At 68.3% G+C, this 26,678-nt stretch carries 21 protein-coding genes; 10 read left to right on the top strand and 11 right to left on the bottom strand.

The features are described 5' to 3' along the window. The first annotated feature begins 66 nt into the window (after window positions 1-66). From DZG09_RS05970 to DZG09_RS05980, 3 genes are read left to right on the top strand one after another with little or no spacing between them, the layout of a single operon-like run. On the top strand, window positions 67-1,428 hold the full coding sequence (locus DZG09_RS05970; RefSeq protein ID WP_119696711.1) for a sensor histidine kinase: 1,362 nt from the start codon (window positions 67-69) through the stop codon (window positions 1,426-1,428). Next, complete coding sequence (locus tag DZG09_RS05975) at window positions 1,416-2,132, top strand: response regulator (RefSeq protein WP_119696712.1); 717 nt, start codon at window positions 1,416-1,418, stop codon at window positions 2,130-2,132. The genes DZG09_RS05970 and DZG09_RS05975 overlap by 13 nt, the downstream gene beginning before the upstream one ends. Continuing rightward, a complete protein-coding gene (locus DZG09_RS05980) occupies window positions 2,129-3,217 on the top strand; it encodes a hypothetical protein (protein WP_119696713.1) in 1,089 nt (362 codons plus the stop codon). Before DZG09_RS05975 ends, DZG09_RS05980 begins: the two co-directional genes overlap by 4 nt. Window positions 3,218-3,323: 106 nt before the next feature. Here the strand turns inward: DZG09_RS05980 and DZG09_RS05985 are convergent, their stop codons facing one another. Next, entirely contained in the window at window positions 3,324-3,695 is a 372-nt protein-coding gene (locus tag DZG09_RS05985) for a DUF3054 domain-containing protein (RefSeq protein ID WP_119696714.1), read from the bottom strand. 52 nt (window positions 3,696-3,747) lie between these two features. Here DZG09_RS05985 and DZG09_RS05990 point away from each other — a divergent pair, with 52 nt between their 5' ends. The 6 genes from DZG09_RS05990 (at window position 3,748) to DZG09_RS06015 (ending at window position 15,072) form a co-directional block, all read left to right on the top strand. Continuing rightward, on the top strand, window positions 3,748-4,377 hold the full coding sequence (locus DZG09_RS05990; protein WP_119696715.1) for a histidine phosphatase family protein: 630 nt from the start codon (window positions 3,748-3,750) through the stop codon (window positions 4,375-4,377). 85 nt (window positions 4,378-4,462) lie between these two features. Further along, window positions 4,463-5,062 carry a TlpA disulfide reductase family protein gene (locus DZG09_RS05995; RefSeq protein WP_119696716.1) on the top strand — a complete coding sequence of 200 codons (600 nt, stop codon included), beginning with the start codon at window positions 4,463-4,465 and terminating at the stop codon, window positions 5,060-5,062. A gap of 28 nt (window positions 5,063-5,090) precedes the next feature. Continuing rightward, window positions 5,091-5,876, top strand: coding sequence for a cytochrome c biogenesis CcdA family protein (locus DZG09_RS06000; RefSeq protein ID WP_119696717.1), 786 nt, complete (start codon window positions 5,091-5,093; stop codon window positions 5,874-5,876). 58 nt (window positions 5,877-5,934) lie between these two features. Beyond that, complete coding sequence (gene resB, locus DZG09_RS06005; RefSeq protein ID WP_119696718.1) at window positions 5,935-7,815, top strand: cytochrome c biogenesis protein ResB; 1,881 nt, start codon at window positions 5,935-5,937, stop codon at window positions 7,813-7,815. Window positions 7,816-8,013: 198 nt separating this feature from the next. Next, complete coding sequence (gene ccsB, locus DZG09_RS06010; protein WP_119696719.1) at window positions 8,014-9,039, top strand: c-type cytochrome biogenesis protein CcsB; 1,026 nt, start codon at window positions 8,014-8,016, stop codon at window positions 9,037-9,039. A 465-nt stretch (window positions 9,040-9,504) separates the two neighbouring features. Further along, complete coding sequence (locus tag DZG09_RS06015) at window positions 9,505-15,072, top strand: GH92 family glycosyl hydrolase (RefSeq protein WP_119696720.1); 5,568 nt, start codon at window positions 9,505-9,507, stop codon at window positions 15,070-15,072. Between the two features lie 63 nt (window positions 15,073-15,135). On the opposite strand, the gene DZG09_RS06020 is transcribed toward DZG09_RS06015, so the two are convergent. From DZG09_RS06020 to DZG09_RS06065, 10 genes are all read right to left on the bottom strand, one after another. Beyond that, window positions 15,136-16,620, bottom strand: a complete 1,485-nt coding sequence (locus DZG09_RS06020) for an aldehyde dehydrogenase family protein (RefSeq protein ID WP_119697422.1) — start codon at window positions 16,618-16,620, stop codon at window positions 15,136-15,138. A gap of 110 nt (window positions 16,621-16,730) precedes the next feature. After that, window positions 16,731-17,624, bottom strand: a complete 894-nt coding sequence (locus DZG09_RS06025; protein WP_119696721.1) for a sugar phosphate isomerase/epimerase family protein — start codon at window positions 17,622-17,624, stop codon at window positions 16,731-16,733. A 1-nt stretch (window position 17,625) separates the two neighbouring features. Beyond that, on the bottom strand, window positions 17,626-18,408 hold the full coding sequence (locus DZG09_RS06030; protein WP_119696722.1) for an SDR family NAD(P)-dependent oxidoreductase: 783 nt from the start codon (window positions 18,406-18,408) through the stop codon (window positions 17,626-17,628). Window positions 18,409-18,452: 44 nt separating this feature from the next. Beyond that, window positions 18,453-19,274 (bottom strand): SDR family NAD(P)-dependent oxidoreductase, encoded by an 822-nt coding sequence (locus tag DZG09_RS06035; protein ID WP_119696723.1) that lies wholly within the window; start codon window positions 19,272-19,274, stop codon window positions 18,453-18,455. Window positions 19,275-19,350: 76 nt separating this feature from the next. Continuing rightward, a complete protein-coding gene (locus DZG09_RS06040; RefSeq protein WP_119696724.1) occupies window positions 19,351-20,391 on the bottom strand; it encodes a sugar ABC transporter substrate-binding protein in 1,041 nt (346 codons plus the stop codon). A gap of 91 nt (window positions 20,392-20,482) precedes the next feature. Beyond that, window positions 20,483-21,469, bottom strand: coding sequence for an ABC transporter permease (locus DZG09_RS06045; protein WP_119696725.1), 987 nt, complete (start codon window positions 21,467-21,469; stop codon window positions 20,483-20,485). A 1-nt stretch (window position 21,470) separates the two neighbouring features. Next, complete coding sequence (locus DZG09_RS06050) at window positions 21,471-22,982, bottom strand: sugar ABC transporter ATP-binding protein (RefSeq protein WP_119696726.1); 1,512 nt, start codon at window positions 22,980-22,982, stop codon at window positions 21,471-21,473. After that, window positions 22,979-24,043 (bottom strand): zinc-dependent alcohol dehydrogenase, encoded by a 1,065-nt coding sequence (locus DZG09_RS06055; RefSeq protein WP_119696727.1) that lies wholly within the window; start codon window positions 24,041-24,043, stop codon window positions 22,979-22,981. The genes DZG09_RS06050 and DZG09_RS06055 overlap by 4 nt, the downstream gene beginning before the upstream one ends. After that, window positions 24,040-25,014: a transketolase family protein gene (locus DZG09_RS06060; RefSeq protein WP_119696728.1), complete on the bottom strand. Its 975-nt coding sequence runs from the start codon at window positions 25,012-25,014 to the stop codon at window positions 24,040-24,042. The genes DZG09_RS06055 and DZG09_RS06060 overlap by 4 nt, the downstream gene beginning before the upstream one ends. After that, on the bottom strand, window positions 25,014-25,889 hold the full coding sequence (locus DZG09_RS06065) for a transketolase (RefSeq protein WP_119696729.1): 876 nt from the start codon (window positions 25,887-25,889) through the stop codon (window positions 25,014-25,016). The genes DZG09_RS06060 and DZG09_RS06065 overlap by 1 nt, the downstream gene beginning before the upstream one ends. A gap of 235 nt (window positions 25,890-26,124) precedes the next feature. Here DZG09_RS06065 and DZG09_RS06070 point away from each other — a divergent pair, with 235 nt between their 5' ends. Then, on the top strand, window positions 26,125-26,637 hold the full coding sequence (locus DZG09_RS06070; RefSeq protein ID WP_162893180.1) for a MarR family winged helix-turn-helix transcriptional regulator: 513 nt from the start codon (window positions 26,125-26,127) through the stop codon (window positions 26,635-26,637). The last annotated feature ends 41 nt before the right edge of the window (window positions 26,638-26,678 follow it).

Here is a 26,678-nt window from a genome sequence, read left to right on the forward strand (position 1 = left end):
ATCCCCACCGACAACTGACCGGCACGCCCCGATGTGCGTCGGCCTCCTGGTCCATACCTTAGATGTATGACCACGACATCCGTGCCCACCGGGGCCACCCATCCGGTGACGCCGCTCCAGGCCTCGGCGGCGTCCGCCACGGCCTCACCGCCGAGAAGGCGCTCGATCGCCGGGCCGCTGACGGCGCTGCAGGCCATCTGCCACATGGCGCTGCTGGCCGGCTACGGCCTGGCCGTATTCATCACGCTCGGCACCCTGCTCGGCATCGGAGTCGGCCTGGCGATCGCACTGGTCGGTCTCGTGCTGCTGCTCGCGTTCGTCTACCTGCTCTACGGTGCGGCGTTCCTGGAGACCGCACGCGTCGAGGGTCTGTACCGCTTCGGCTTGCCGACGCTGCTGCCGCGGCGATCGCCGAAGCAGGGGTTCCCGGGATTCCTGCACACCGTGTGGCTCCAGTTCATCGACGGCGGCACGTGGCGGGCGATCGCGCATCTCGCGATCGGCACGGTGCTCGGCTACGTCGTGTGGTCGTTCGCAATGACCTTCGTCTGGGCGCTCACCGTCTCCTTCGCCCCGCTCTGGGGCGGCGCCGTGCGGGCGTTCGGGATCGACTTCGACCAGCCGTTCAGCTTCGTCGCCACGGCGGTCATCGCAATCGTCAGCCTCGCAGCGCTGTACGGCGTGGCTGTGCTGCACGGGGCGATGTCGCGTGTGATCGTCGCACCGATGCGCGAGGCGCAGCTGGCGGCGCAGGCGCGGGAGGCGTCCTACCGGGCAGAGCAGGCGACGGCCCAGGCGTACAGCGCCGCCAGCCAGCGCGCCGACGCGATCAGGGCGGGGGAGCTGGAGCGCACCCGCATCGAGCGCGACCTGCACGACGGCGTGCAGCCAAGGCTCGTCTCCGTCGGCATGACCCTCGGGCTCGCGCAGACGAAGATCGAATCGGACCCGGATCAGGCGAAGGGCCTCGTCGCGGAGGCTCACACCTCCACGAAGGCGGCGATCACGGAACTGCGCCAGCTGGCCAGAGGCATCCACGCATCCGTGCTCGATGACCGCGGCCTCGACGCCGCGCTGTCGGCGCTCGCCGGCCGCTCGCACATCCCCGTGCACCTCGACGTGCGCGTCGAGGGAAATCCGGGCCGCGACGAGCAGGCCGCGATGTACTTCGCGATCGCGGAGAGCCTGACCAATGCGGCCAAGCACTCCCGTGCAACCGACTGCCGCGTGGTCGTCCGCTCGCGTCCGGATGTCGGACAGCTGTGGGCGAGGATCGAGGACAACGGCGTGGGCGGCGCCCGCATCGTTCCGGGTGGAGGCCTTGACGGCATCCGGAGCCGGATCACGGCGCTGGGCGGAACCGCCCGGCTGGAGAGCCCCAACGGGGGGCCGACATCGCTGGAAGTGAGCGTGCCATGCGCATTCTGATCGTCGAAGACTCCGTTCTGCTCCGCGAGGGGCTCACGCGGCTGCTCGCCGACGCCGGCCACGAGGTCGTCGCCGCGCTGGCGGACGCGACGGACGTCACCGCAGCGGTTGCTCGTACGGTGCCCGACCTGTGCATCGTCGACGTCCGCCTCCCTCCGACGTTCCGCGATGAGGGCATCCGGGCGGCTCTTGAGCTGCGTCGGCGCGACCCGAGCCTCGCTGTGCTCGTCTTCTCGCAGTATGTCGAGGAGCGGTACGCGAGCGATCTGATCGCGCAGCACGGCGGGGCCGTCGGGTACCTGCTCAAAGACAGGGTCACCGACGTGGCAGAGTTCCTCGAGTCGATCGATCGGATCGCCGAAGGGGCGACCGTGCTCGACCCGGAGGTCGTGGCGCAGCTGCTGACCAGGCGTTCGCGCGACGAGAAGATGCAGCGACTCACCGAGCGCGAGCGCACCGTGCTCTCACTGATCGCGGAGGGCAAGAACAACGCGGGCATCTCGAAGGTGCTGTTCATCAGCGCAGGCGCGGTCGAGAAGCACATCACGTCGATCTTCCAGAAGCTCGACCTGGATCAGGACGACCAGGGCAACCGCCGCGTGCTGGCGGTGCTCGCACACATAGAGGCCATGGGGGAGCCGGCCCCCGTGGCACCGCAGGCACCGCGAGCCGGAGAACCGCACCAGACGGGAACGAACTCATGACGAATCTCACGCCACCGCCGGCAGACGGCGAGAACCAGCAGAACAGCGGAACGGTCGGCGGAGCTCCGGGATCGGTTCCCGGAGGCCAGGACGCCAAGGGAACGGAGCAGCCCGCTGGTGATCTGCCGCCCGCGGGCGCGGCGACATCCGAGCCGGGGCGGCAGGCGGGCGCCGGAGGGTCGGTGCCGCCGGATGCTCCGACAGGGCCGGGTCAGCCGGCCGGCGCGGGAGCTCCCGCGCCGGGGCAGAGCGACGCGGCGCGTCTCGGCACCCGAGCGGTCGCGATCACCGCGACCGTGATCGGGGCAGGAGCGCTCCTGTTCGCGGGAACCGGAGCCGCCTTCAGCGCTGTGAGCGACACGCTGTACGTGGCGCAGGCACAGGACCCCGGTGCCGATGGAACGATCTCCCTCGACGCGAGCGTGGCCGGTGTCACCGATGTCGACATCGACCACTCCTTCGGCAGCATGCGGGTGCGTTTCGACGACGTCAGCCGAGCCGAGCTGGAAGCCACCGGAACGAACACGGAGTGGCGCTTCGAGCGCAAGGGCGACACCCTCGTGGTGCGTCGGCACGCCGACGGCATCGGCTGGGGCGACTGGAGCTGGTTCGGTTCGGGCTGGGGCGCCGACCGTCGTGCCACGCTGACGCTGCCGGAGAGCATCGCCGGGGTCGATCTCGACATCGACACCGGGGCGGGTGATGTGCTCGCCACGGGCGAGTTCGGCGAGGTGGCGTTCGACATGGGCGCGGGGTCGGTCGAGATCGAGGGCACGGCGGAGAGCGTCGAGGGAGAGATCGGTGCTGGACAGGCCATCCTCGAGCTCGCCGACGTGCGCGCCCTCCGAGTCGACGTCTCGGCGGGGGACCTTCAGGCGAGCCTGACGGGTGAGGCACCGGAGATCGTCCGCCTCGAAGTGAGCGCGGGCGGCGCGGATGTGACCCTCCCCGACGTGCCGTACGACCTGCGGCAGGACGTGTCAGCCGGCGACATCGAGACGCACGACCTGGAGGTCTCCAGCCGGTCGGAGAACGTCATCGACGCGCGGGTGTCCGCCGGCGGGATCGAGCTCCGCGCGGACTGACACGGCCGGGGCTCGACCCTGCTGCCGGGATGCGCCGCTGTGGTCCGTGAGGATGACCATGGCGGCGCATCTCGATGGTGCGCGGGTTGTGTGCCGGGCGAGAATCTCAGCGTGCCTTGGTGCGGCCGCGGCGGGTGGTGCGAACCCCCGCAGCGATGAGGCGCCAGCCCATCAGGAGGACGAGCAGCGTCAGCGCCGCGACGATGACGAACGCTGCGGCGGTGCCTCCGCCCGTCGCAGCCCGCAGCAGCAGGCCGCCGCCGACCGTCACGGCCCAGACAGGAAGGCCTGTGCGCACCGGTCTCGACGGGGCCCGCCACGCGAGCGAGACGACCCAGCCGACCACGAGCGCCGAGAGGAACGGCCACGCCACCTCTGCCAGGCCGACGGCCGAGAAGCCGCCGTGGTGCTGCATCATGCCGACGGCGGCGAATGCCACCACGGCGACGGCGTCTCCGACGAATGCGAGAGGCTTCATGCCTCGAGCGTAGGAGACGCCCTCTGATCATCCGGACCATACACTGGGGCAGGTGACGGCGAAGCGACTCCATCTCGTGCGGCACGGCGAGGTGCACAACCCCGACCGGGTCCTGTACGAAAGGATCCCCGGCTACGGGCTCAGCGAAGACGGGCGCCGGATGGCTCAGGCCGCGGCCGACCACGTCACCGCCCTCGGCCGGGACGTGACGGCACTGGTGCGCTCTCCGCTGCAGCGCACCGCGGAGTCCGCCGAACCCTTCGAGCGTGCGTTCGGCCTCACGGCGACTCCGGATGAGAGGGTCATCGAGCCGTGGAACGCCTTCGCAGGCAAGGTCATGCGCACCGCCGTGCTCAACCCGCTCAACTGGCCCAAGCTCATCCGTCCGTCCGTTCCCAGCTGGGGTGAGCCGTACCGGCAGATCGCCGACCGGATGCGCGAGGCGCTCGACGACCTGTGGCTGAGCACGCCGGACGGCGATGCCGTGATCGTGTCGCACCAGGCGCCGATCTGGATCACGCACCTCGCCGTCGCCGGGGAGAAGCTGCCGCACGACCCGCGCACCCGCCGATGCGCACTTTCGAGCGTGACGTCGTTCGAGCGCGGCCGCAGGACATGGCACGAGGTCGACTACGCCGAGCCCGCGGCCACCAGCGGTGCCGTCGACGTGGGCGCGGTCTGATCCGCTTTCGCGAACCAGCGTCCTTCGCCGAGCGGGCTCACCGGGCACCCAGGTCGCACCGAACCTGCACTCGTAGGATGACGGCGTGACTCGTCGCCTCCGGATTGCCGCCGTCGCGGCTGCGCTCGTCGTCGGCACCGTGCTCGCCGGATGCTCCTCCGACCCGGTCGCCGATCAGTACCTCAGCGGCGAGAACAAGGGCTACATCGCCGGCGACTTCCGTGTCGAGGAGGTCCCGATCGACCAGCGCGGCGAGCCGGTCGAATGGTCGGGGGAGACCGAGCACGGCGATGAGCTCTCCAGCGCGGATACCGCGGGAGACGTCACCGTCGTCAACTTCTGGTACGCCGAATGCGGGCCGTGCATCGCGGAGGCACCGGATCTCGAACAGGTCTGGCAGGAGTACCAGGACGATGACGTGCAGTTCATCGGCGTGAACACCTACAACCAGGCCGCGACGGCCGCGAGCTTCGCACGGGACAACGACGTGAGCTATCCGAGCATCATCGACGTGAACACCGGTGCGGTGAAGCTCGCCTTCGCGGCCGAGACACCGATCCAGGCGACCCCCACGACGCTGGTCCTCGACCGGGAGGGCCGCATCGCTGCACGCATCATCGGCCAGCTCGCCGGCCCTAGTGTGCTCTCGACCCTCGTCGGCGACACCCTCGAAGAGCAGTCGTGATGCGCCGATCGGGATCGGAGACCGCCTGATGGACGCGGGAACCCTCGTCTTCGACGGCGCACTGTGGCTGGCGCTGCCCGTCGCGCTGCTGGCCGGACTGCTGTCGTTCCTCTCGCCGTGCATCCTTCCGCTCGTGCCCGGCTATCTCGGCTTCATCGCCGGCACCGTCGCGCCGAAGAACCAGGTGTCGGTGCTGCCAAGCGACAGTGCCACCGATGCCCCGTCGCGGGGTCGGTTGGTCGGAGGGGTGCTGCTGTTCATCGCAGGCTTCACTCTCGTGTTCGTCACGGTGATCGTGCTCGGCGGAGTGGCAGGCGGCGCCATGAGCCAGTTCAACCTGCAGTACGGCGACCTCGTCACACGCGTCCTCGGCGTCGTCGTGATCGCACTCGGCCTGGTGTTCCTCGGTCTGTTCGGCTTCGCGCAGCGAATCGCACGGCCGCAGATCAGGGGCAACATCGGCCTCGTCGGTGCCCCGTTGCTCGGCATCGCGCTCGGTCTCGGCTGGGCGCCATGCATCGGTCCGACGCTCGCGGCGATCTTCGCCGTCGCCTACAACACCGAAGACGGCCTGCGTGCCGGGCTGCTCGGTCTGGTCTACTCGCTCGGCCTCGGCATTCCCTTCGTGCTGCTCGCCCTCGGCTTCGGCTGGGCGTCGCGATCTGTCGGATTCCTCCGGCGCCACGTGCGAGCGATCAACATCATCGGCGGCGCGCTCCTGGTCGCGCTCGGTGTGCTGATGGTCAGCGGCGTGTGGACCATGCTCATGCTCCACCTGCAGGGGGTGTTCGCCAGTGTCCCGACCATCCTCTGACGACGCGGAGAAGGCGACTCCGGATGGCGAAGGGTCGAAAGCGGCTGACCAGTCGAAGATGAACCCCGACTCGTCCGACCCCCGTCGGCCCAGCGACCATTTCGATTCGGCCGACCTCTCGGCATCCGGCGCCTCCGAGCCATCCGGCGCCGTCTCTCCCGCATTGGGCATCGTCGGCTGGGCGCGCTGGGCGTGGCGCCAGCTCACCAGCATGCGGACCGCGCTGGTGCTCCTGCTCCTGCTCGCCGTCGCGGCCGTGCCAGGTTCGCTGTTCCCGCAGCGCTCAGCAGATCCGAATGGCGTCACGCAGTATCAGAGCGATCATCCGGACATCTTCGGGTTCCTCGACAGCATCTCGATGTTCGACGTGTACCACTCGCCATGGTTCTCGGCGATCTACATCCTGCTGTTCGTTTCGCTGATCGGCTGCATCCTGCCTCGCACGAAGCACCATCTGAAGGCGCTGCGCTCGCGCCCGCCGCGCACGCCGGCGCGGCTCGGCCGACTTGCCGACTTCCGCTCGGAGACGGCGGATGTCGATGCAGAGGAGGCGATCGACGCCGCGGCCAAGCAGCTGCGCGGCGCCGGCTACAGGATCGAGCGCTACGACTCCCCGGCCCGGGGCAAGCGCCCCGCGACCAGGAGCGTGTCGGCCGAGCGAGGCTATCTGCGCGAGACCGGGAACCTCGTCTTCCACGCGGCGCTCGTCGGCGTGCTCGTCGCCGTCGGTATCGGCGGCGCCTTCAAGTACACCGGACAGCGGGTCGTCGTCGAGGGCACCACCTTCGTGAACACGCTGCTCGACTACTCGTCGATGAACCGCGGACAGGCGGTCGCGGAGGACGCGCTCGAACCGTACGCGATGACGCTCGACAGCTTCGACGTCACCTACCAGCCTCCCGGCAGCAACGCGATGAGCCAGGCGGGCGACTTCGCGGCCAACGTCACGATCCGTCGCCCTGGTGGGGACGAGACATCCGGCGTCGTGAAGGTGAACAGCCCGCTGACGATCGGCGGCGACAGCATCTATCTGCTGGGCAACGGCTACGCCCCGACGATCACGATCCGTGACGTCGACGACGAGATCATCTACCACGATTCTGTGGCCTTTCTCCCTTCGGGCGATGCGCAGATGACGTCGCAGGGAGTCGTCAAGGTCGCAGACGGACTGCCGGAGCAGCTGGGCCTCGTCGGCTTCTTCTATCCGACCGTCGCAGAGCTGGATACGGGTGCGTACGCCTCGCAGTACGGCGATCTGCTCAACCCGCTGCTCACCCTCGACGTGTATGCAGGCGATCTCGGCATCGACGACGGAACGCCTCGCAATGTGTACGCGCTCGACCCGACCGGCATGGACCGGCTCACGGGCGGCGACACCGGCGTGGAATCGATCGAACTCGCGCCGGGCGACACGGCCGACCTGCCAGACGGCATGGGGACCATCACGTTCGAGGATGAGACGCCGGAGGGCACCGACTCCGCGCTGGGCTCGACCGAGTCTGTCAAGCGGTTCGCCTCACTGCAGGTGCATCATGACGCCTCAGCGGTATGGGTGCTCGTCTTCGCCGTGCTCGCTGTGCTCGGCCTGCTCACGGCACTGTTCGTGCCGCGCCGGCGCATGTGGGTCAAGGCCGTCGAGACCGAAGACGGCGTCGAGCTGGAGTACGCAGGCCTCGCCCGCGGCGAGGACCCGACGCTGGCCGCTGCGGTCGATCAGATGGCGGAGAAGCACCTCGTCGGCCTCGGCGTCACGCCGAAGGAGCCGGATGCGGCGGCCGAGCCGGCCGAGCCGGATGGCGCGCGGGAGACAGTCGAGCCGGATGGGGCTGCTGTGCCGGACGAGGCATCGGATGCTCCGAAGGAGGCTGCCGCGCCGGAGACGCCGGATGATGCGTCGGACGGACCGCGGCGGGGCGACGCCGCGGGCTCCGGGCGCTGACACAGCGGCGATATCGCCGAGAGTCACGCGTCGTTCGCTTCGTCTGCGAGTGCGCTGAGCCGCGGCAGAATCGTCGAGGCACTGCAGCATCCGGGAGGAGATGCAGCGTGTCCGTGATTCTGCCGCGTCTCGAGGGTCGCCCATCTGCGTGTGACGTTCCCTGCTCAGACGCAGGCGCCGAGGCGTAGGCTTCTGCACATGCCCGACGTCGCCTCCCTCGACACGTACTCTGTGATTCTCGTGTGGACCGCGATCGCGATCTACACGCTCGCCTTCATCGCCTACGCGGTCGACCTCTCGAAGCGATCACAGGAGTCGATCGAGCAGCACGACGCTGCACATTCGCGTCAGCGCGAGAAGATCGGGGCACTGAGCGCCGCCTCGGCGTCGTCCGTCGACGTCGTCTCGCACGCGGCCGACTCGAGCGCGGCTCCCGTCGGGGCTGCGAAGGCCCCGCGCCGGGTGTTCAGCCGCGTCGGCACGGCTCTCACCGCGCTCGGCTTCCTCATGCACCTCGGTGGCACCCTGCTGCGGGGCATCGCTGCTGAGCGGGTGCCCTGGTCGAACATGTGGGAGTTCGCCATGACGGGCACCCTCCTGATCATGGCGGTGTACCTCGGCGTGCAGTTCTGGAAGGACCTGCGTTTCCTCGGCACGTTCATGACCGGTCTCGTCGTCGTGCTGCTGGGCGCCTCGTCGACCTTCTACGTCGCGATCGTGCCCCTGATGGATCCGCTGAAGTCGGTGTGGCTGGTCATCCATGTCTTCGTGGCATCGCTCAGCACAGCGTTCCTCGCGCTCGCTTTCGGCCTCAGCGTGATGCAGCTGCTGCAGGCGCGTCGCGAACGGCTGGCGCTCGTCGCGGCGGAGAACGGCGACGGCCCCAAGCGAAGCTTCCTGCGCACGCTGCCTTCGGCCGAAGCGCTCGAGGGTCTCGCGTACCGCCTTGCGATAATCGGCTTCATCCTGTGGACCTTCACGCTCATCGCCGGCGCGATCTGGGCGCAGGAAGCCTGGGGTCGCTACTGGGGCTTCGACGTGAAGGAAGTGTGGACCTTCATCATCTGGGTGCTCTATGCCGGCTACATCCACGCCCGCGCGACTCGCGGCTGGCGCGGCACGCGCTCCGCGTGGCTCGCGATCGTCGGCTTCGTCGCCGTGATCTTCAACTTCACGATCGTGAATATGTACTTCGACGGACTCCACGCCTACTCCGGCCTCTGAGCGGTCCGCGAGCACTGCGCTGGCGGCGTTGTCCTCAGCTGACGTGCGAAGCACGCCTCCTTCGTCCGCCTTGCCATCACAGCATTCGCGAACTGCTCCGCGGCGCGCGCGGAGCCTAGGAAGATCCGCGATCTCTCGGGTGATCGCTGGGGAATCGTCCTAGATTCTGCGCGACCTCCTAGTTTTCGCGCGCGGTTCCGGATGTCCGCATGCCGCGGATACCGCACTGAGAGGAAGCGGGCGCTGTGGCCGCACCCGCTGCCCCGACGAGGAAGCGGATACCGCGCTGAGGGGGACACGGGGGTTCCGTCGCGGGCGGGATTCTGGCATGGTGACGTGTGACAGCGCTGTCACGTTCCGTTCATCTGGCGTTCCTATGAAGGTCGTGTGGGGCACCTAGGTTCGAGGTTCCGGCAGGCGTCTGCCCTGACTTCTGTTCCGCCCCCGACCCCTCGGAGATTCCCTATGCCTTCCCCCGAACCAGTGCTGCGCCGTCGCCGCGCTGCCGTGGCCGCCGGTGTGATCGGCGCGCTCGCCGCTGCATCCGTCGTCACCACCGCTCCCGCTGCGATCGCTGCCGAGGACTCCTCGCTCTCGGCCTTCGACGCGGTCGACCAGTTCATCGGAACCGGGATGGACGAGAGCAACAACTCTCGCGGCAACGACCACTACGGCAACACCTTCCCCGGGGCGACCGTGCCGTTCGGCATGGTGCAGTCGAGCCCGACGACCTACCAGTCGGACAACGGGGAGCAGTTCGGCGGCTACAAGTACGAGGCGGACGAGCTTCGCGGCTTCGGCATGACACGGCTGTCGGGGACCGGCTGCCGCTCCAACTACGGCGGCTTCGACTTCCCCGTCATTCCGTTCACGGGCGAGCTCACGGACGATTCGCTCCCCGTCAATCCAGCGAGCGACATCTCCGACTACTTCCTGCCGTTCTCGCATGAGGATGAGACGGCAGAGCCCGGATACTATTCGGTTGCACTCGACTCCGGCGTCGACGCCGAGCTGACGAGCACAACCCGCACGGCCGTGAGCCGCTACTCGTTCGACGCGGACGCCACCCTGCTCTTCGAGGCGGGAGGGTCCAACAACGAGATCCACGCATCCGACATCGCCTTCGATCCGGACACGGGGGAGCTCAGCGGAACGGTCAGCGCGAACATCGTCTGCAACGGCGGCGGGCAGTACACCGCGCACTTCTCCGCCACCTTCGACCAGCCCGTCGAGTCGTACGGCGTCTGGACACCGGATGGGCTGGAAGCGGGCGGGACCTCGGCCGATGCCTCGTCGAAGCACGGGGCGGGCGCCTGGGTGAGCTTCGCCGACGGCACCGACGTGACGGCGAAGATCGGTCTCAGCTACGTCTCGGTCGACGGTGCCAGGGCGAACGCGGAGGAGGAGACCGCCGACCTCACCTTCGAGGAGGTGCGCTCCGACGCAGCGTCGACATGGCAGGAAGCGCTCGGCACGATCGACGCGACAGGGGGCAGCGACGACGATCGCATCACCTTCTACACGGCGCTGTACCACGCACTGCTGCATCCGAACACGTTCCAGGACGTCGACGGCACCTACATCGGCTACGACGGCGAGAGCCATACGGTCGAGGAAGGGCGCGACTTCTACGTGAACTTCTCCGGCTGGGACACCTACCGCGGGCAGTCGCAGCTCGTGGCGATGGTGTATCCGGATCGCGCGAGCGACATCAACCAGTCGATCGTCGACATGGTCGAGCAGTCGGGACAATGGACCAGCTGGCCGAGCTACAACCAGGTGCAGACGAAGATGAGCGGCGACTCGCTGCAGAACATCGTCGCGGCGACCGACGACTTCGGCGCCACCGACTACGACCGCGAGACCGCGCTTTCCACGATGGTCGAGACGCAGACGCTTCCGATGACGGACTCCGCCCGTTCCGACGGCGTGATGTACGGCATCCATGGCTGGGTCGACGGCGACCGGCGCGGCGCGGCGACCTCGCGCACCCTGGAGTACACGAGCAACGACTTCGCCATCGCGCAGCTGGCGCAGCGACTCGGTGACGAGGCGGCGTACGAGACGTTCTCGACGCGCTCGCAGAACTGGAAGAACGTCTTCAACTACGCCCGCGAGCACATCGACGCCCGCAACCGCAACGGCTTTCTGAACACCTCCCTCACCACTCAGGGGGCGCAGTTCGAGCAGTCCACAGGGCTGCAGTACGGCTTCAACGTGCCGCACAACATGGCGGCGCTGATCGAGGCGCGCGGCGGGACCGATGCGGCCACCGCGGATCTCGACGCACTGCTGGCCGACCTCGACGGAGGCGCGTTCAGCGACACCGCCTATCTCGCCAACCAGCCGAGCTTCGGCCTGCCGTGGGTCTACAACTGGCTGCAGGCTCCGCACAAGACGACCGACACGCTGTACCGCGCAGCCGACGAGCTGTTCCGCACCGATCCTGAGGGTCTGTTCGGCAACGACGACCTCGGCTCGCTGAGCGCCTGGTACGTGTGGGCGAACCTCGGCATCATGCCGGCGATCTGGGGCACGGCCGACCTCGTCGTGTCCGCCCCCATGTTCGAGCACATCGAGATCTCACCCGTCGGCGCCGAGCGCACGATCACGATCGACGCGCCGGGCGCTGGCGAGGACCGCAGGTACACCACCGCGCTCTCGGTGAACGGAGCCCCGCAGACCGCGTCATGGCTCTCGCCCGAGTTCGCCCGCTCCGGCGGGACGCTCGACTTCACGATGAGCGCAGAGCCCGGAACGTGGGGCACCGGCGCGGACGACGCGCCGCCGTCGTACCCGGCAGGAACCGACAGCCCCAACTCGGTCGGGATCACCGACGACGGAGCCGTCAACATGGGCGGCCTCGACGCGGGAGGGATCGGCCTGTCGCGTCAGGACCTCGAGGATGCGGGCGTCACCGGCGGCACCCGGCTCCCGATGGGGGAGACCGGGGTCAGCTTCACCTGGCCGGACACGGCCGCAGGCGAGGTCGACCACTGGATCCCCAGCGGCCAGGTCCTCGAGTTCGGCGACATCGAGGCATCCGGAGTCTCCTTCCTCGGGCTCGCGACGAACGGGCCCTCCCGCGGCACCGCGTCCGTGACGTATGCGGACGGCTCGACCCAGGACATCGACGTCCGGTTCACCGACTGGACGTCCGGCAGCATCGAGCCTGGCAACATCCGGATGATCGATCTCACGAAGCGCAACAAGCTCGACGGCGGATACGACACCGCGGCGCCGACCGTGTACGGCACGGCCGTCGTACCGCTCGACGAGAGCAAGAAGGTGCGCAGCGTCACCCTGCCGACCGAGGTCAGCCGCGGGATCATGCACGTCTTCGACGTCGCCCTGCAGCCGATCGCCGACGGCGAGGAGCCGACGGATCCGGAGCTCCCGACCAGGCCGGACCCGACCGACCCCACGGAGCCGACGACGCCAGACCCTGTCGACATCGACGGCGAGTCGGTCATGGCGGAGGACGCCGAATGGCGCTTCCACGACACGGAGGAGGACCCGGCCGCCGGCCTCGATGACAAGACGGCATGGACCGCGGCGGACTTCGACGATTCGGGTTGGAAGACCGGAACGACGAGCTTCGGTGCGAAGCGCGGAGATATCGCTGATCTCGGCGGCGGCTTCACTCCGAACACGCTGGTGTCGCAGTACAAGGAGGACGGGTCGAACGTCGAGGCGATGTTCTTCCGCGGCTCGTTCGAGCTGTCGGAGGGCGACCTCGAGCTGGTCACGCAGCTGAACGGCGAGCTCGCCTACGACGACGGCGCCCGCGTGTACGTCAACGGTGAGATGGTCGGCGGCTTCCGCGACGCGCGCATCGACGACGGCGAAGGGAATATGGTCTACGCGGGCGACAACGAGTCGGCACCGAGCACCGATTCGTTCAGCGTGCCGGCGGAGCACCTTCAGGCCGGGACCAACGAGATCGCAGTCCAGGTGCACAACACCAACGCCGGCAGCTCCGACATCTACATGCAGCTGCTCTCGCTCACCGTGGTGGCGAAGGACGCCCCTGCGGCGATCTCCGACGTCGTGCTGAGCCCCGGCATCGACCAGACGCAGCGCAACCTCACCTTCTACACCGACCGCGAGGTCGACACCCAGGTGCAGATCGCGCCGGTGGACGCGCGCACCGGGGCGGAGTTCCCTGTCGCGGATGCCCGCGTCATCGACGCAGCAACGGAGGCGACGCGCGACGGCCGATTCTCCAATCGCGCTGTCCTCGACGCCCTCGACGAGGACACCAGCTACATGTACCGCGTCGGCAGCGACGATTCCGGGTGGTCGCGCTCCTACGAGCTCTGGACGGGAACGTATGACGACACCCACAGCTTCGTCTTCTTGGCCGACTCGCAGATCGGCGCGTCGGGGAACTGGGAAGCCGACGGCGAGCGCTGGTCGGCCGCGCTGGATCAGATCGACGCGCACGAGAAGGACGCGTCGATGATCGTCAGCGGGGGCGACCAGGTCAATTCGCACCGGTCGGAGGACGAGTACCGGGTTCTGCTGGAGCCGGAGCTGCTGACGCAGCTGCCCTTCGCCCCCACGATCGGCAACCACGACAATCAGTCCGACCAGTACAACTCGCACTTCTTCACGCCGAATCAGTCGGAGACGCACGGCTACGAGGACGCGGAGGAGCGCGCGGGCGGCGACTACTGGCACATCTACAACGGCGTGCTCTACCTGAACATCAACTCGAATGCTCGCAGCGAGAACGAGGAGGACCACATCGCCTTCATGCGGGAGGTCGTCGAGGAGCAGGGTGAGAACGCCGACTGGATCGTCGCCGTCATGCACCATTCGCTGTACTCGGCGGCGTTCCACTCGCTCGAGCAGGATGTGATCGAGCGCCGTGAGGCACTGTCGCCCGCGTTCAGTGAGCTGGGCGTCGACCTGGTGCTCGCAGGCCACGACCACAGCTACACGCGCAGCTATCTGATGGAGGGCACCTCGCCCGCCGGCGACCTCGAAGCGCAGGAGCAGTCGGGAGTGACCCTCACAGCCGAAGAGGGGCAGGTGCTCTACGTCACGGGCAACTCGTCGACGGGCAGCAAGTTCTACGGCATCGACGAGAACTCGCCCGAGGCCGCGGTGAAGTTCCAGTCGAACGAGCCGCAGTACACGGATGTCGACGTCTCGCCGGAGGCGGTCACGCTCACGACGTACAAGACGATGGACCGAACGGTCGTCGACGAGGTGACGCTGACCCGCGCGGTCGACGACGAGACCGGCCCGGTGCTCTCCGGCGTCGAGGCGACGCAGACGCCGCAGGGCCAGCCGTTCGATGCGATGGCAGGCGTGAGCGCGACCGACGAGATCGACGGCGACGTCACGGACGCGATCGAGGTGACCGGCGAGGTCGACACGCGGGTGCCAGGCGAGTACGCCATCACGTACCTGGCGGTCGACGGGTCCGGCAACGAGACGCGGGCCGAGCGCACCGTGACGGTGACCGCGGTCGAGCCGACGTTCATGGGCGTTCCGGATGCGAGGACGGTCGTCGAGGGCGAGGAGTTCGATGAGATGGAGGGGATCTCGGCGATCGATGCGAACGGGGACGACATCACGGATCTCATCGAGGTCGAGATGGCGTCTGCGCAGTCCGCAGGCTCGGCCCGACTCGTCGCGCCGACGGCGGGAGACTACGCCCTGGTCTACTCCGTCACGGACGAGTACGGCACGACCGCGACAGCCGAGACGGCCGTGACGGTCGAAGCGGCTGAGGAGCCGACCGACCCCGGTGACGGTGACGGGACCGATGGTGGGACTGACGGTGACGGAACCGATGGCGGAGGCGACGGTGAAGCGACCGACGGCGCCGGAACCGACGGTGACGCGACGGACGCCGGTGACGGCGACACCGACGGTCAGAGCGGCGCCGACGCTTCGGACGGCATCGACGAGTTGCCTGCAACCGGCGGGACCGTCTCGGCCGTGTGGGGCGTCCTCGGGATCCTCGCCATGCTCACCGGCGCGGGCATCCTGCTCGGCCGCCGCGTGACGCGCACCTGACACACCACGCACTTCGGCCCCTGGCCCGCGACAGCGGACCAGGGGCCGAAGTGCGACCGGCGCTCAGTGCGCCATCGCGGCGAGAGCCTCCTCGTCGAGGGTGGCGAGCGAGCGCGTGTCCTGGAAGTCGCGCACGCCGTGGATACCCTGCTCACGGCCGTAGCCGGACTGCTTCACACCGCCGAACGGGGCACGCAGATCGAGGCGGGTGGCGCCGTGGTCGTTGAACCAGACATAGCCGCACTCGAGCTGTGAGCCGATGCGCTGCGCCGTCTCCGGGCTCGACGTCCACACGCTGCCGCAGAGACCGCCCCATGAGTCGTTCGCGCTGGCGACGGCCTCGTCCTCCGTGTCGAACGGGAGGATCGGGATCACAGGGCCGAACTGCTCCTCCGTGACGACGCGAAGCGACGGATCCGGATCGATCACGAGCGCAGGGCGCAGGAAATTGCCGCCCTCCAGCTCACCGCCCGGCAGCTCGCCGTACTCGCGCACTTCGGCGCCCGAGTCCTTCGCATCACGGATGAGACCCTCGACGAACTCCTTCTGGGTCGGCTGATGCAGCGGGCCCATCGTGGTGCCCTCGTCGAGACCGTAGCCCAGCACGGTCTTCTGCAGCCGTGCCTCGAGCCCCGCGACGACGTCGTCCAGGCGCGAACGGTGCACGTAGATGCGCTTGGCATTCATGCAGATCTGACCAGTGGTGTCGTAGACGCCCGCGAACAGCCGATCGAGGTGCGTGTCCGACAGGTCGGCGTCCTCGGTGATGATCGCAGCGTCGTTGCCGCCGAGCTCGAGCGTCACGCGCGTGAGCGACTTCGAGGCCATCTCCATCATCTTCTTGCCGCCGCCGACTGATCCCGTGAAGCACACCTTCGCGATGTCGGTGTTCTGAATCAGCGACGACATGTTCTCGTCCTTGCCGGTGACGACCTGCAGCACACCGGCGGGCAGCCGCTCGGCGACGCGCTGCACCACGCGCGTGGTCGCCAACGGCGCCGAGGGCGGTGGCTTCACGATCGCGGTGTTCCCGGCCAGAAGCGCGTGGGGAAGAGCCGCGGCGAGGATCGCGATCGGCCAGTTGAACGGCACGATAACCGTGACCACACCGAGCGGCTGATAGCCGACCTTCGTCGTGACCGGGATGCCGGGCGCGGGCTCCAGCGTCTCGACGGCATCGACCTTGTCGGCCTCCGCGAGCGCGAGGTTCCAGCGCAGCTCGAATACGAACGCGTCCGCCCACGCCTCGCCGACGACCTTGCCGTTCTCCTGCGAGAGGATCGCGGCGTCGTCGTCTCGGTGCTCGCCGAGCGTTGCGACGGCGTCGGCCATCTGCTTCGCGCGCTCCTGCGGCGTGAGCGCCGACCACGCCGGATACGCCGCCCTGCCCGCGGCGACCGCGTCGTCGACGTCGGCGGGCGACGCGGAGGCCGCTTCGCCCACGATCCGACCGGGCTTGGCAGGGTCGGGGATCCGCAGCACCTCTTCCGTGGAGCGCTCCTCGCCGTTGATGAACAGTGCCGTCTTCGCGGCGTTCGAATCCGTCATGGATTCCTCTCCTTCGTTGTTCGGCGCAGCGTCTTCGCCGCGCGACGTCAGTTGGCGTGCATCCCGATCCGTCGCCTGCTGCGGTCCGGAACGCACCTGCTTCGATTCTGTTATGAAACGCCCGCCTCGTGGGCCGCCCATCCGGATTCGATGATCTCCGCCGCGTCGGAGGCGACGCTCACACCGTCCCGATACGTGGGACGCCAGATCGCAAGCGCGTCCTGGGCGGCAGGAGACAGCAGCGAAGCGGAGAACGCCTCGACGCCCCAGCGGCCCGTGTAGCCGGCGTCGAGCGCACCGCGCACGACGCCGGCTACGTCGACCGAGCCTCGGCTGAGCAGACCCCGTCCCGACTGGCCGAGCTCGATGTACGCCAGCCGCGGCAGAGCCATCCGGATCGCCTCGGATGCATCGGCCTCCTCGATCGCCATGTGGAAGGTGTCGAGGTGGATAGCGAGATGTTCGGAACCGCTCTGCTCGGCGTATTCCATCGCCTGCTCCGCGGTGTTCACCATCGCGGTCTCATAGCGGTTGAGGACCTCCATCGTCATGGTGATGCCTCGCTCGAACGCTTCCTCCGCCGCCAGTCCGACGGCTGCGGCCGAGCGCCGCCATGCGTCCAGCGGCACGCCGGTGGTCGGTCGGCCGAAGGGCCCGTACGGCACACCGCCGAGCCGATCGGAGCCGAGTCGCGCTGCGAGCTCGATCGCGTCGCGCAGGGCCTTGGCACCCGCCTCGCGCACCCAGGGGTCGACGCTGGAGACGTCGGCGTCCGGTGTCTGCCCCGCCATCGGGATCGCCGTCAGACCGCGGCGCTCGCACGCTTCGCGCAGGGCGTCGACGTCGAGGTCGCGCGAATCGATCGGCGGCAGCACGATCCGTCGATAGCCGAGTTCCGCGACGGCGTCGAGCACGTCGCCCGACCCCGGTGACGCGGGCTCGGGCAACGCCGCACTGACGTGGAACGCGACGTCGAGCTGCTCGGGGATCACCGTGGCCGACATGTCAGAACACCGGCAGGTCGAGACGCTGCTTGAACACCGAGTAGCCGTCCTCGACGTTCACCACCGTGCCGTTGATGACGCGCGACTCGTCGGAGCCGAGGAATGCCACCACGTCGGCGATCTCGTCGGGATCGGTGAGCCTGCCGCGCAGCTGCTCGGAGGCGAAGGTCTGCTTGAGCTCCTCGCTGAACTGGTTGATGATCGGCGTGGCCACGCGTCCCGGTGTGATGGCGACGGCCCGGATGCCGTGCTCGGCGAGCTCGTACGCCGCCGACCGCGTGAATGAGATCACGGCGGCCTTCGCGGCGCTGTACGTGAACGACAGCTCCGCGGCATCCTGGCCGTACACCGACGATGTGCTGATGATCACGCCTCCGCGCCCCTGCTTCGCCATCTGACGGCCGGCCGCCACGATGCCGTAGTAGACGCCGTCCTGGTCGACGCGGATCAGCCGGTGGTAGTCGGCCTCGATGTCGTGCTCGAGCAGCGGCTTGCCGCCCGCGATGCCCGCGTTGTTGAAGATGATGTCGACGCCGCCGAAGGCGTCGACCGCGGCCTGCACCATCTGCTCGACATCGGTGAAGTCCGACACGTCGACGGCGTGCGCGACGGCCGCTCCTTCGAAGCCCGCCGCATCGACTTCGGCGACGACCGACTGCGCGGCAGCGAGATCGAGGTCGGCGACGAGCACCTTCGCACCGTCCCGCACGTACCGCAGCACGGTCGCGCGCCCGATTCCGCCGGCGCCTCCGGTGATGATGGCTGACTTGCCGGAAAGCTTCATGGTTCTCCTTGGGTGTGTTCGGTGTCGGTCGGCGTTCAGCCGAGTCAGAAAGCGGTGTGCGACAGTGCGGCTGCGCCGCCGTCGACGGTGAGGGTCGCGCCGGTGATGAACGACGATGCGGGCGAGACCAGGAAGAGCATCGGTCCCTGGACCTCGTCGGTCGTCCCCATCCGGCCCATCGGGATCGTCGATTCCCATTCGCGTTCGAAGTCGGGATCTATCTCGACCCTGCCGTCGCCGATCCGGGTGCCCTTGATCGGCCCGGGTGCGATCGCGTTGACCCGGATGTTCCGGGGAGCGAGTTCGAGGGAGACCTGGCGGACGAAGTTGAGGATGGCGGCCTTGGTGGTGACGTAGCCGTACGACACCATCGGGTCGGTGCGCATCCCCGCGGTGGAGGACGTGACGAGGATGCGGCCGCCGGGCTCGAGCAGCCTTGCGGCCGTGCGCACCGTCTCGAATGTGCCGGTGAGGTTGGTCGCGACGACCTCGTCCCACTCCTCGTCGGAGTACGCGGCCAGCTCGCCGCCAGAACGATAGCTCGGCCCGCCGGAGATGCCCGCATTGGCTACGACCACAGTGGGGCGGCCGACCTCCTGCACGACGCGGCCCATCACCTCGTCGACCGCGCCGCGCCGAGTCTGGTCGATGGAGTAAGCGTGGGCAGCGCCGCCCGCGGCGATGATGCCATCTGCCACCGCGGTCGTGCGCTCGGCATTGCGCCCCAGCACGACGACCGTGGCACCGGCCGCGGCATAGGCCTCGGCTCCGGCCTGACCGAAACCGCTCGACGCCCCTGTGACCACGACGATGTCGCCCGTCATGTCGAACAGCGAGCAGATGCCCTCGCGTGTGGTGATGCTCATTCGTTCACTCCTGTGGTCGATGCCGGGCGACAACCGTCACCGGAGGTGGGGGCGGGACTTCCCGCCCCCACCCGGGTCATTCGGTGACGCCGAGCGTGGGCTCGAAGTCGTCGGCGTTCGAGGGGTCGACGATGGTCGGTTCGAGCTCGACGAAGCTCTCCTCGGGAAGAGCGGCCGAATCGGCGTAGTCGGACAGGTAGCCGACGAGATCGTCGACGACGGCGATCCAGTCCTGCGAGGCCGTGGCGTACATCGGGCCGCCCTCACGGATCTTGTCGACCGTCTGGGCGAGCGCGTCCACGCCCGTGACGAAGATGTCGTCGCGGCCGGCCTCCTCGATCGCCTGCACCGCTCCGAGGGCGGCGTCGTCCCATCCGGTCCAGACGCCGTCGAGACCGTCGGGATTGGCCTGCAGGTAGTCGGTGACGAAGTTGAGCGCTTCGGTGCGGCTGGTACCGGGATCGAGCACCTGCTTCATCTCGCCGCCGACGATGGTGGCGCCCTCCTCCTCGAGAGTCTCGACGGCCATGTTGCTGCGCGTGTGGATGCCGACGTGCGGATCGTGGCCGATCACCATCACGTTCTTGCCGTCGACTCCGCCCATCGCCTCGCCCAGCGCGGCGATCGTCTGATCGGCCATCGCCCGCTGTCCGAAGGTCTCGTCGATGACGAAGTCGGGGTTGGCCTCGACGCCGCCGTCGATCGAGAAGATCGGGATGTCCGCGTCCTGCGCCGACTGCACGATCGGGGCGATCTGGCGCGGATCGGGGAACCCGGCCATCACCGCATCGGCTCCCTGGGCGATCGCGGCCTGCACGTCGCTGTTGAGCTTGTCGTAGTCGAATGCGCTGGTGTAGAGCGTGACGTCCCAGCCCTCAGCTTCGCCCTTTTCGACGAAGTCGTCCATGGCGAGCTTTCCTGCCGGTGTGCCGTAGCCGGCGGTGAACGCCGCGACGGTGAAGGTGCCGTCGTCGCCGAGGCCGTCGGTCTTGTCCGAGTCGCTGCTCGAACCGCCGCCGCCCATACCGGTGTCGACGGAGCAGCCGGCGAGTGCGACGGCGGCGAGAACGCCGACGCCGACCGCCGCGAAGCGGGGGAACAGGTGTGATGTGCGCATCGTGAAACTCCCTTGTGTCTGTGATGCTGTGTTGTTTCTTCAGTGCCAGCGGAAATCGCGACGGCGATCGTGGCCGTCCGACGGGGCCGGGTCAGGAGGTGGACTTCTTCTTCATGCTCGACAGCAGCACGGCGGCGATGATGATCGCGCCGATGAGCACCTGCTGCACGTAGGTGTTCACACCGACGAGGTTCAGGCCGTTCTGCACGACGCCGATGATGAGCACGCCGATGATCGTGCCGCCGACGTTCGCCCGTCCGGAGCGCAGCAGTGTCATGCCGAGGAAGGTCGCGGCGACGGCGTACATCATCATGGTCTCGGCACCGCCCGACCCTGCCGAGCCGAGTCGACTGACCAGGATCACGCCGGCGAGCGCCGAAAGAGCGCCGGCCGAGACGAAGGCGAGCATCCGGGTGGGGCGCACGGCGACACCGGAGAGGCGCGCGACCTCGGCGTTGCCGCCGATCGCGTACCATTTGCGCCCGATCGTCGTGAACCGCAGCACGAGCCAGATCAGCACGGCGACGATCAGCGCATAGAACACCGGGAACGGCACGCCGTTCAGCCGCGCCTGGCCGATGACGCCGAACTCCTCCGGCCAGCCGTACAGGGTCGTCCCATCGGTGACGATGAGCGTGAGCCCCGCGGACGTGGTCATCATCGCGAGCGTCGTGATGAACGGCGAGATGCCGAAGTACGCCACGAGTGTGCCGTTGATGAGCCCGATGCCTGCGCCGACCGCGATCGCGACGATGATCGCGAGGGGGATGGGGGTGCCGCCGATCATCAGCGCAGCGGCAGTCGCACCGGACAGCGTCGCCGTCGTGCCGACCGAGAGATCGAAGTCGCCGACCACCATCACGATCGTCTGCGCGACCGCGATGATCGCCAGGATAGCGATCTGGTACGTGATGTTCGTGATGTTGGCCGGCGTCAGGAACACGCCGCCGCCGATCACCGTGAACACGATCACGAGCACACCGAGGGCGACGACCGTGCTGCTCTGCCACACCCAACCGGGAACGCCTCGCCGCACGGGGGCGGCCGCCTCGACCTTGAGGGCTTCTGTCTGCGCCATGTCAGGCGCTCCTTCCGTATGCGTGAGTGAGAACGAGCTCTTCGTCGGCCGCGGCGGCGTCGATGTCGCCTGCGATGCGACCCTCGTGCATGATGAGCACGCGGTCGCTGAGCCCGATCAGCTCGGGGATCTCGCTGCTGACGAAGACGACCGTCGTGCCGGATGCGGCAAGGCTCCGGATGAGCCGGTAGATCTCGACCTTCGTGCCGACGTCGATTCCTCTGGTCGGCTCGTCCATCAGCAGCACTTTCGGCGTCCGCGCCAGCATCTTGGCCAGCACGACCTTCTGCTGATTGCCGCCTGACAGGTGCCCGACGGGCTGGCGAGGGCTGGAAGCCTTGACCTGCAGCTTCTCCATGCCGGTGCGGGCGAGATCACTGATGCGCCGGTAGGAGACGATGCCGCCGGGGGAGACGCGTCGCAGATTCGGCACGGCGATGTTCTCGTCGATGCCGCTTGACAGGATCACACCCTGGCTGCGCCGCTCCTCCGGCACGAGGGCGACGCCCGCGGCGAGTGCCCTGCCGACGCCCCGCCCGCTGTACGGTGTGCCTTCGACCGATACGCGGCCACCCGTGCGCTTCTGCGCGCCGGCGAGCAGTCGCATCAGTTCGCTGCGGCCGGAGCCCGCGAGCCCGCCGATGCCGACGACCTCGCCGCGGCGTGCGGTGAACGATGCGCCGATGACCCGCTTGCCGCTGAGGTCGTCGACGGTGAGCACGACCTCATCGGTCGCCGTGCCGCGATCGGGGTAGACATCGTTCTGCTCGCGCCCCACCATGTATGTGATGACGCTGTCGATCGACGATTCGGCGACATCCTGGGTCACGATCGTGCGGCCGTTGCGCATCACCGTGAGCCGGTCGCAGATCTCGAAGACCTCTTCAAGCCGGTGCGAGACGTAGACGATGGCGACGCCGTCGGCGCGCAGCCGCCGGATGACGCCGAACAGATCCTCGATCTCGGTATCGGTGAGCGACGCTGTCGGCTCGTCGAGGATGAGCACGCGGGCGTCGATCGACAGGGCGCGGGCGACGGACACCATCGTCTGCTGCACGGGGGAGAGATCGCCTGCGAGCGCGCGCAGCGGGATGCGCTGACCGAGCCGGTCGAGCTGCCGCTGCGCCTCGCGCCGCATCTCGTTCCAGTTCACGATGCCGCCTGCGGACGGTGCGCCCTTGGCGAGTGCGATGTTCTCGGCGACGGTGATCGTCTCGATGATGGACAGCTCCTGGTACAGCGCGACCACGCCCGCCCGGTTCGCCGCTTTCACATCGGAGAACTCGGCGCGCTCGCCGCCGACGCGCACTTCGCCTGCGTCCTGGCCGTGCACGCCGGTGACGACCTTGATCAGCGTCGACTTGCCTGCGCCGTTCTCGCCGAGGAGCGCGTGCACTTCGCCTGCACGCACCTCGAGATCGACGCCGCCGAGGGCCTGCACTCCGTCGAAGTGCTTCGTGATGCCGCGCACGTCGAGCGCGAGCTCCGCCGTCTCGGCGGTCGCCGTGGTCATCGCTCGTCCTCTGCGAGACGATTGCACCGGATGATGACCTTCGGATGCTGTCCCGAGACGTGCATCCGGAACGCGTCGGCCGCGTCGTCGATGTCGAACACCGACTGCGTGAACTCGTCGAGATCGAGGTGCGGCAGCAGCTGCACGGCGCGGGGGAACGCATAGGGCGAGACGAACACACCCGTGATGGTGAGCTCCTTCAGATACAGGTAGTCCGAGAGGTTCAGCGGCATCTCGTAGCTCTCCGGATACATGGCGCCGTATACGACGGTCGCCCCCTGGGCGGCGATGTCGAGCAGTCCGCGCACAGCACGCGGGGAACCGGACGCGTCTATGACGACGTCGTACCCGTACCGGTCGGTGATCTCGTCCGCCCGCGCGGCCTGGTCCTCGGCGACTGGATCGATCACGTGCTGCGCGCCGTGGCGCAGCGCCATCTCGCGCCGTTCGGCGATCGGCTCGATGAGGGTCAGCGCCGTGGCGCCCGAGCGCGCGAGCACCTGCAGCGCCAGCTGGCCGATGGGGCCGCCGCCGCAGATGGCGACGCGGTCGCCCACGCGAACGCGGGCCTTGTCCGCGATGCGGACCGCTACCGACGTCGGCTCCAGCAGGGAGCCGTGCAGCAGAGACACCTCATCCGGGAGCTTCTGCACCTGAGACTCGTGCCAGGTGAGGGTCTCTGCCATGCCGGGCCGGTTGTACTCCTGGATGTTCTCGCAGAACTGCTGACTGCCGGCAAGGCAGGCGCGGCACGTTCCGCAGAAGCGCAGGAAGTTGCCCGAGACGCGGTCTCCGACGCGCAGGCCCTTGCGGGTCGCGCGCTCACCGAGCGCCTCGACGACGCCAGAGATCTCGTGACCGAGAGGGATGGGCACATCCGTGCCGAAGAAGCCCTCTGCCAGGTGAGGGTCGGAGCCGCAGATCGCCGCGTACGCGACGCGGATGCGCACGTCCTCAGGGCCGAGCTCCGGCTCCGGGAGGTCGACGACGCCGATCGCGCCCCGCTCATCCGGATTCTTCGCCCGCAGACTGCCGATCTTGGTGACGGCGACTGTCTTCATCGAGTGGCCTCCTGAGCCTGTACCGCCCGGCGCAGGGCGTCGACGGTGTGCGAGAGGCCGTAGCCGTGCTTGTTGCGCAGCTCCTCGTCGTCGCCGAAGCCGGCGTACACCTGCGGGATGCCGAGGCGTTCGAACGAAGTCAGGTTCACGCCGTTGTCTGTGACGACGTCGGAGATCCGGGTGGCGAGGCCGCCGTAGGTGAGGTGGTCCTCGAGCACCACGAAGCGGCCGTCGGTCTCCGAGGCCGAGCGGATGACCAGCTCCGCGTCGATGGGCTTGAGGGTCCACATGTCGACCACGCGAACGCTCACGCCCTCCTTCGCCAGCTCGTCCGCGGCGTCGAGCGCCTGCGCAACGGTGGTGCCGTGGGTGAAGAGTGTGACGTCGCTGCCATCGCGGGCGACGATGCCCCTGCCGATCCTGATGTCGTGCTCGCCCGGCGCGTAGAGCACCTTGTCCTTCTTGCCGACGGCGAGGCGAATGTAGATCGGGCCGGACATCTCCATCGACTGGCGCAGCACCTCGCCCACCATGACGGGGTCGCCGATCGACGTCACGGTCATGTTGGTCAGCGAGGCCATCAGGCTGAGGTCCTCGACGGCGTAGTGGGTGGAGCCGCCGTTGCCGACCAGGCCGCCGTGGGTGCCGATGATCTTGACAGGCAGGTTCGGGTAGCACACGTCGGAGCGCACCTGCTCGAGCGCGCGCATCGAGAGGAAGGGGAGCATTCCGGAGACGACGGAGATGTTGCCGTCGTAGGCGAGGCCCGCGGCGATGCCGACGCACGCCTGTTCGGCGAGTCCGACGTCGATGAAGCGGTCGGGGAAGGTATCGCGGAATTCGACGAGGGTCGCGCCGATGTCGGGCGTGAGGACCCACAGATTGTCGCGTTTCGCGCCCTCGGCGGCGAGGGTCTCGCCGATCACGGAGCGGGCCGACAGCATGTCGCCGAAGGTGAATGTCTCGGGCATCAGGCGTTCTCCTTCGTGCGGGAGGCATCGAGCGAGGCGAGTGCGCGCTCGAGGTCGGTGGGGTTGAGCGAGCCGGCATGCCAGGCGAGGTTGCGCTCCATGAAGTCGACGCCCTTGCCCTTGACGGTCTCGCAGACGAGCACGGTGGGCACGTCGCTGTCGGTGTCGGGGAGGGAGTCGATCGCGTCGACGAGCTGCGACATGTCGTGCCCGTCGATCTCGACGACGTTCCAGCCGAACGCACGCCACTTGTCGGGGTAGGGCTCGAACATGACGCGCTCCTCGGCGAAGCTCGTCATCAGCTGGCGGTTGCGGTCGACGATGGCGACGAGGTTGCCGAGCCTGTTGCTGCGGCCGGCCATCACGGCCTCCCACACCGAGCCCTCGCCGGTCTCGCCGTCGCCGAGCAGCGTGATCACACGGTGCTTCTCACCGCGGCCGCGGGCGCTGAGCGCCATGCCGACAGCGAGCGGCAGGCCGTGGCCGAGGGAGCCGGTGGATGCCTCGACTCCGGGCAGCTGCACCTTGCAAGGGTGCATGCCGTAGGCGCTGTCGAGCTGGCCGTAGGTGGCGACGATATCGTCGTACTCGAAGAAGCCGCGGATCGCCATGGCGATGTACATGCACACAGCGGCGTGGCCCTTGCTCAGCAGGAAGCGGTCGCGGTTCGGGTTGCTGATGTCGCTCGGGTCGACGCGCAGGCCGTGTTGGAACAGTGCGGTCAGGATGTCGGCGACCGACATGTCGCCGCCGATGTGGACCGCGCCCTCGTAGGTGCCGCAGAGCTCCAGCAGCTTGCGGCGGAGCTCGTAGGCCAGGTCCTCCAGCTCCGCGACCGAGCGGTGCTCGCCAGGATCGATTCCGGCTGTGGTCATGCGTGTGTCTCCTCGCCTTCGAGGTCGATGGCAGCCCGCGGGTCGCCCTCGACGTTCGCACTGTCTGTTCCGGGCCTACGTTGGCCCCGTGGAGGAGACGATAGCAGGATGCGATTTAGATGTAAACAAGAATAGACTTAAACTTGTTGATTCACGCCTCATATCCGTCCCGATCCGCGACCTGGTGCGACAATGGGGCGGGTACCGCGGTGGGCCGCCGTCAGAGGGGAGCGAGATGACCGACGTCAACGTCAGCGCAGAGACGGAGGCCGCATCGCGCGGAGTCCCCGCAGGTGCGGTCACCGAGCCGCTCGAAGACGTCATCTCGCCCGATCTGTTCGTGCCCCGTCTGGTCGCATTGCTGTCCAATGCGCTGGTGTGGCGCGAATCGCACGAGCTGAGGCGCACGGTGGGCCTCGGTACGAACGATTGGCGCGTGCTCTCGGCGCTCGCAGTTCGACCCGGTCTGCCGTCGAACGAGGTGTCGGAGTTCCTCACCGTGAACAAGGCTGTCGTGTCGAAGAGTGTGAACACGCTGCTCGATCACGGCCTCATCGTCGTCGGAGACGGTCCCCGCGGCTCCCGCCCGCTGTACCTGAACGAGGCGGGCGCCGAGATGCACGCGCGGATGAAGCCGATCTCCACGAGCGGTGAGGAGATCATCCTCGCCGGGATGACCGATGACGAGGTCCGTACGGTGACGGAGACTCTGCAGGGGATGCTCGACCGGATAAACGCGGCATCGTAGCCGGAGTGTCGGAGCGGAGTGGGGGCGGCAGAATGGACGGT

Origin of the sequence: Microbacterium halotolerans (assembly GCF_003569805.1) — a bacterium.
In the GTDB taxonomy this organism is placed as follows: Bacteria; Actinomycetota; Actinomycetes; order Actinomycetales; family Microbacteriaceae; genus Microbacterium; species Microbacterium halotolerans.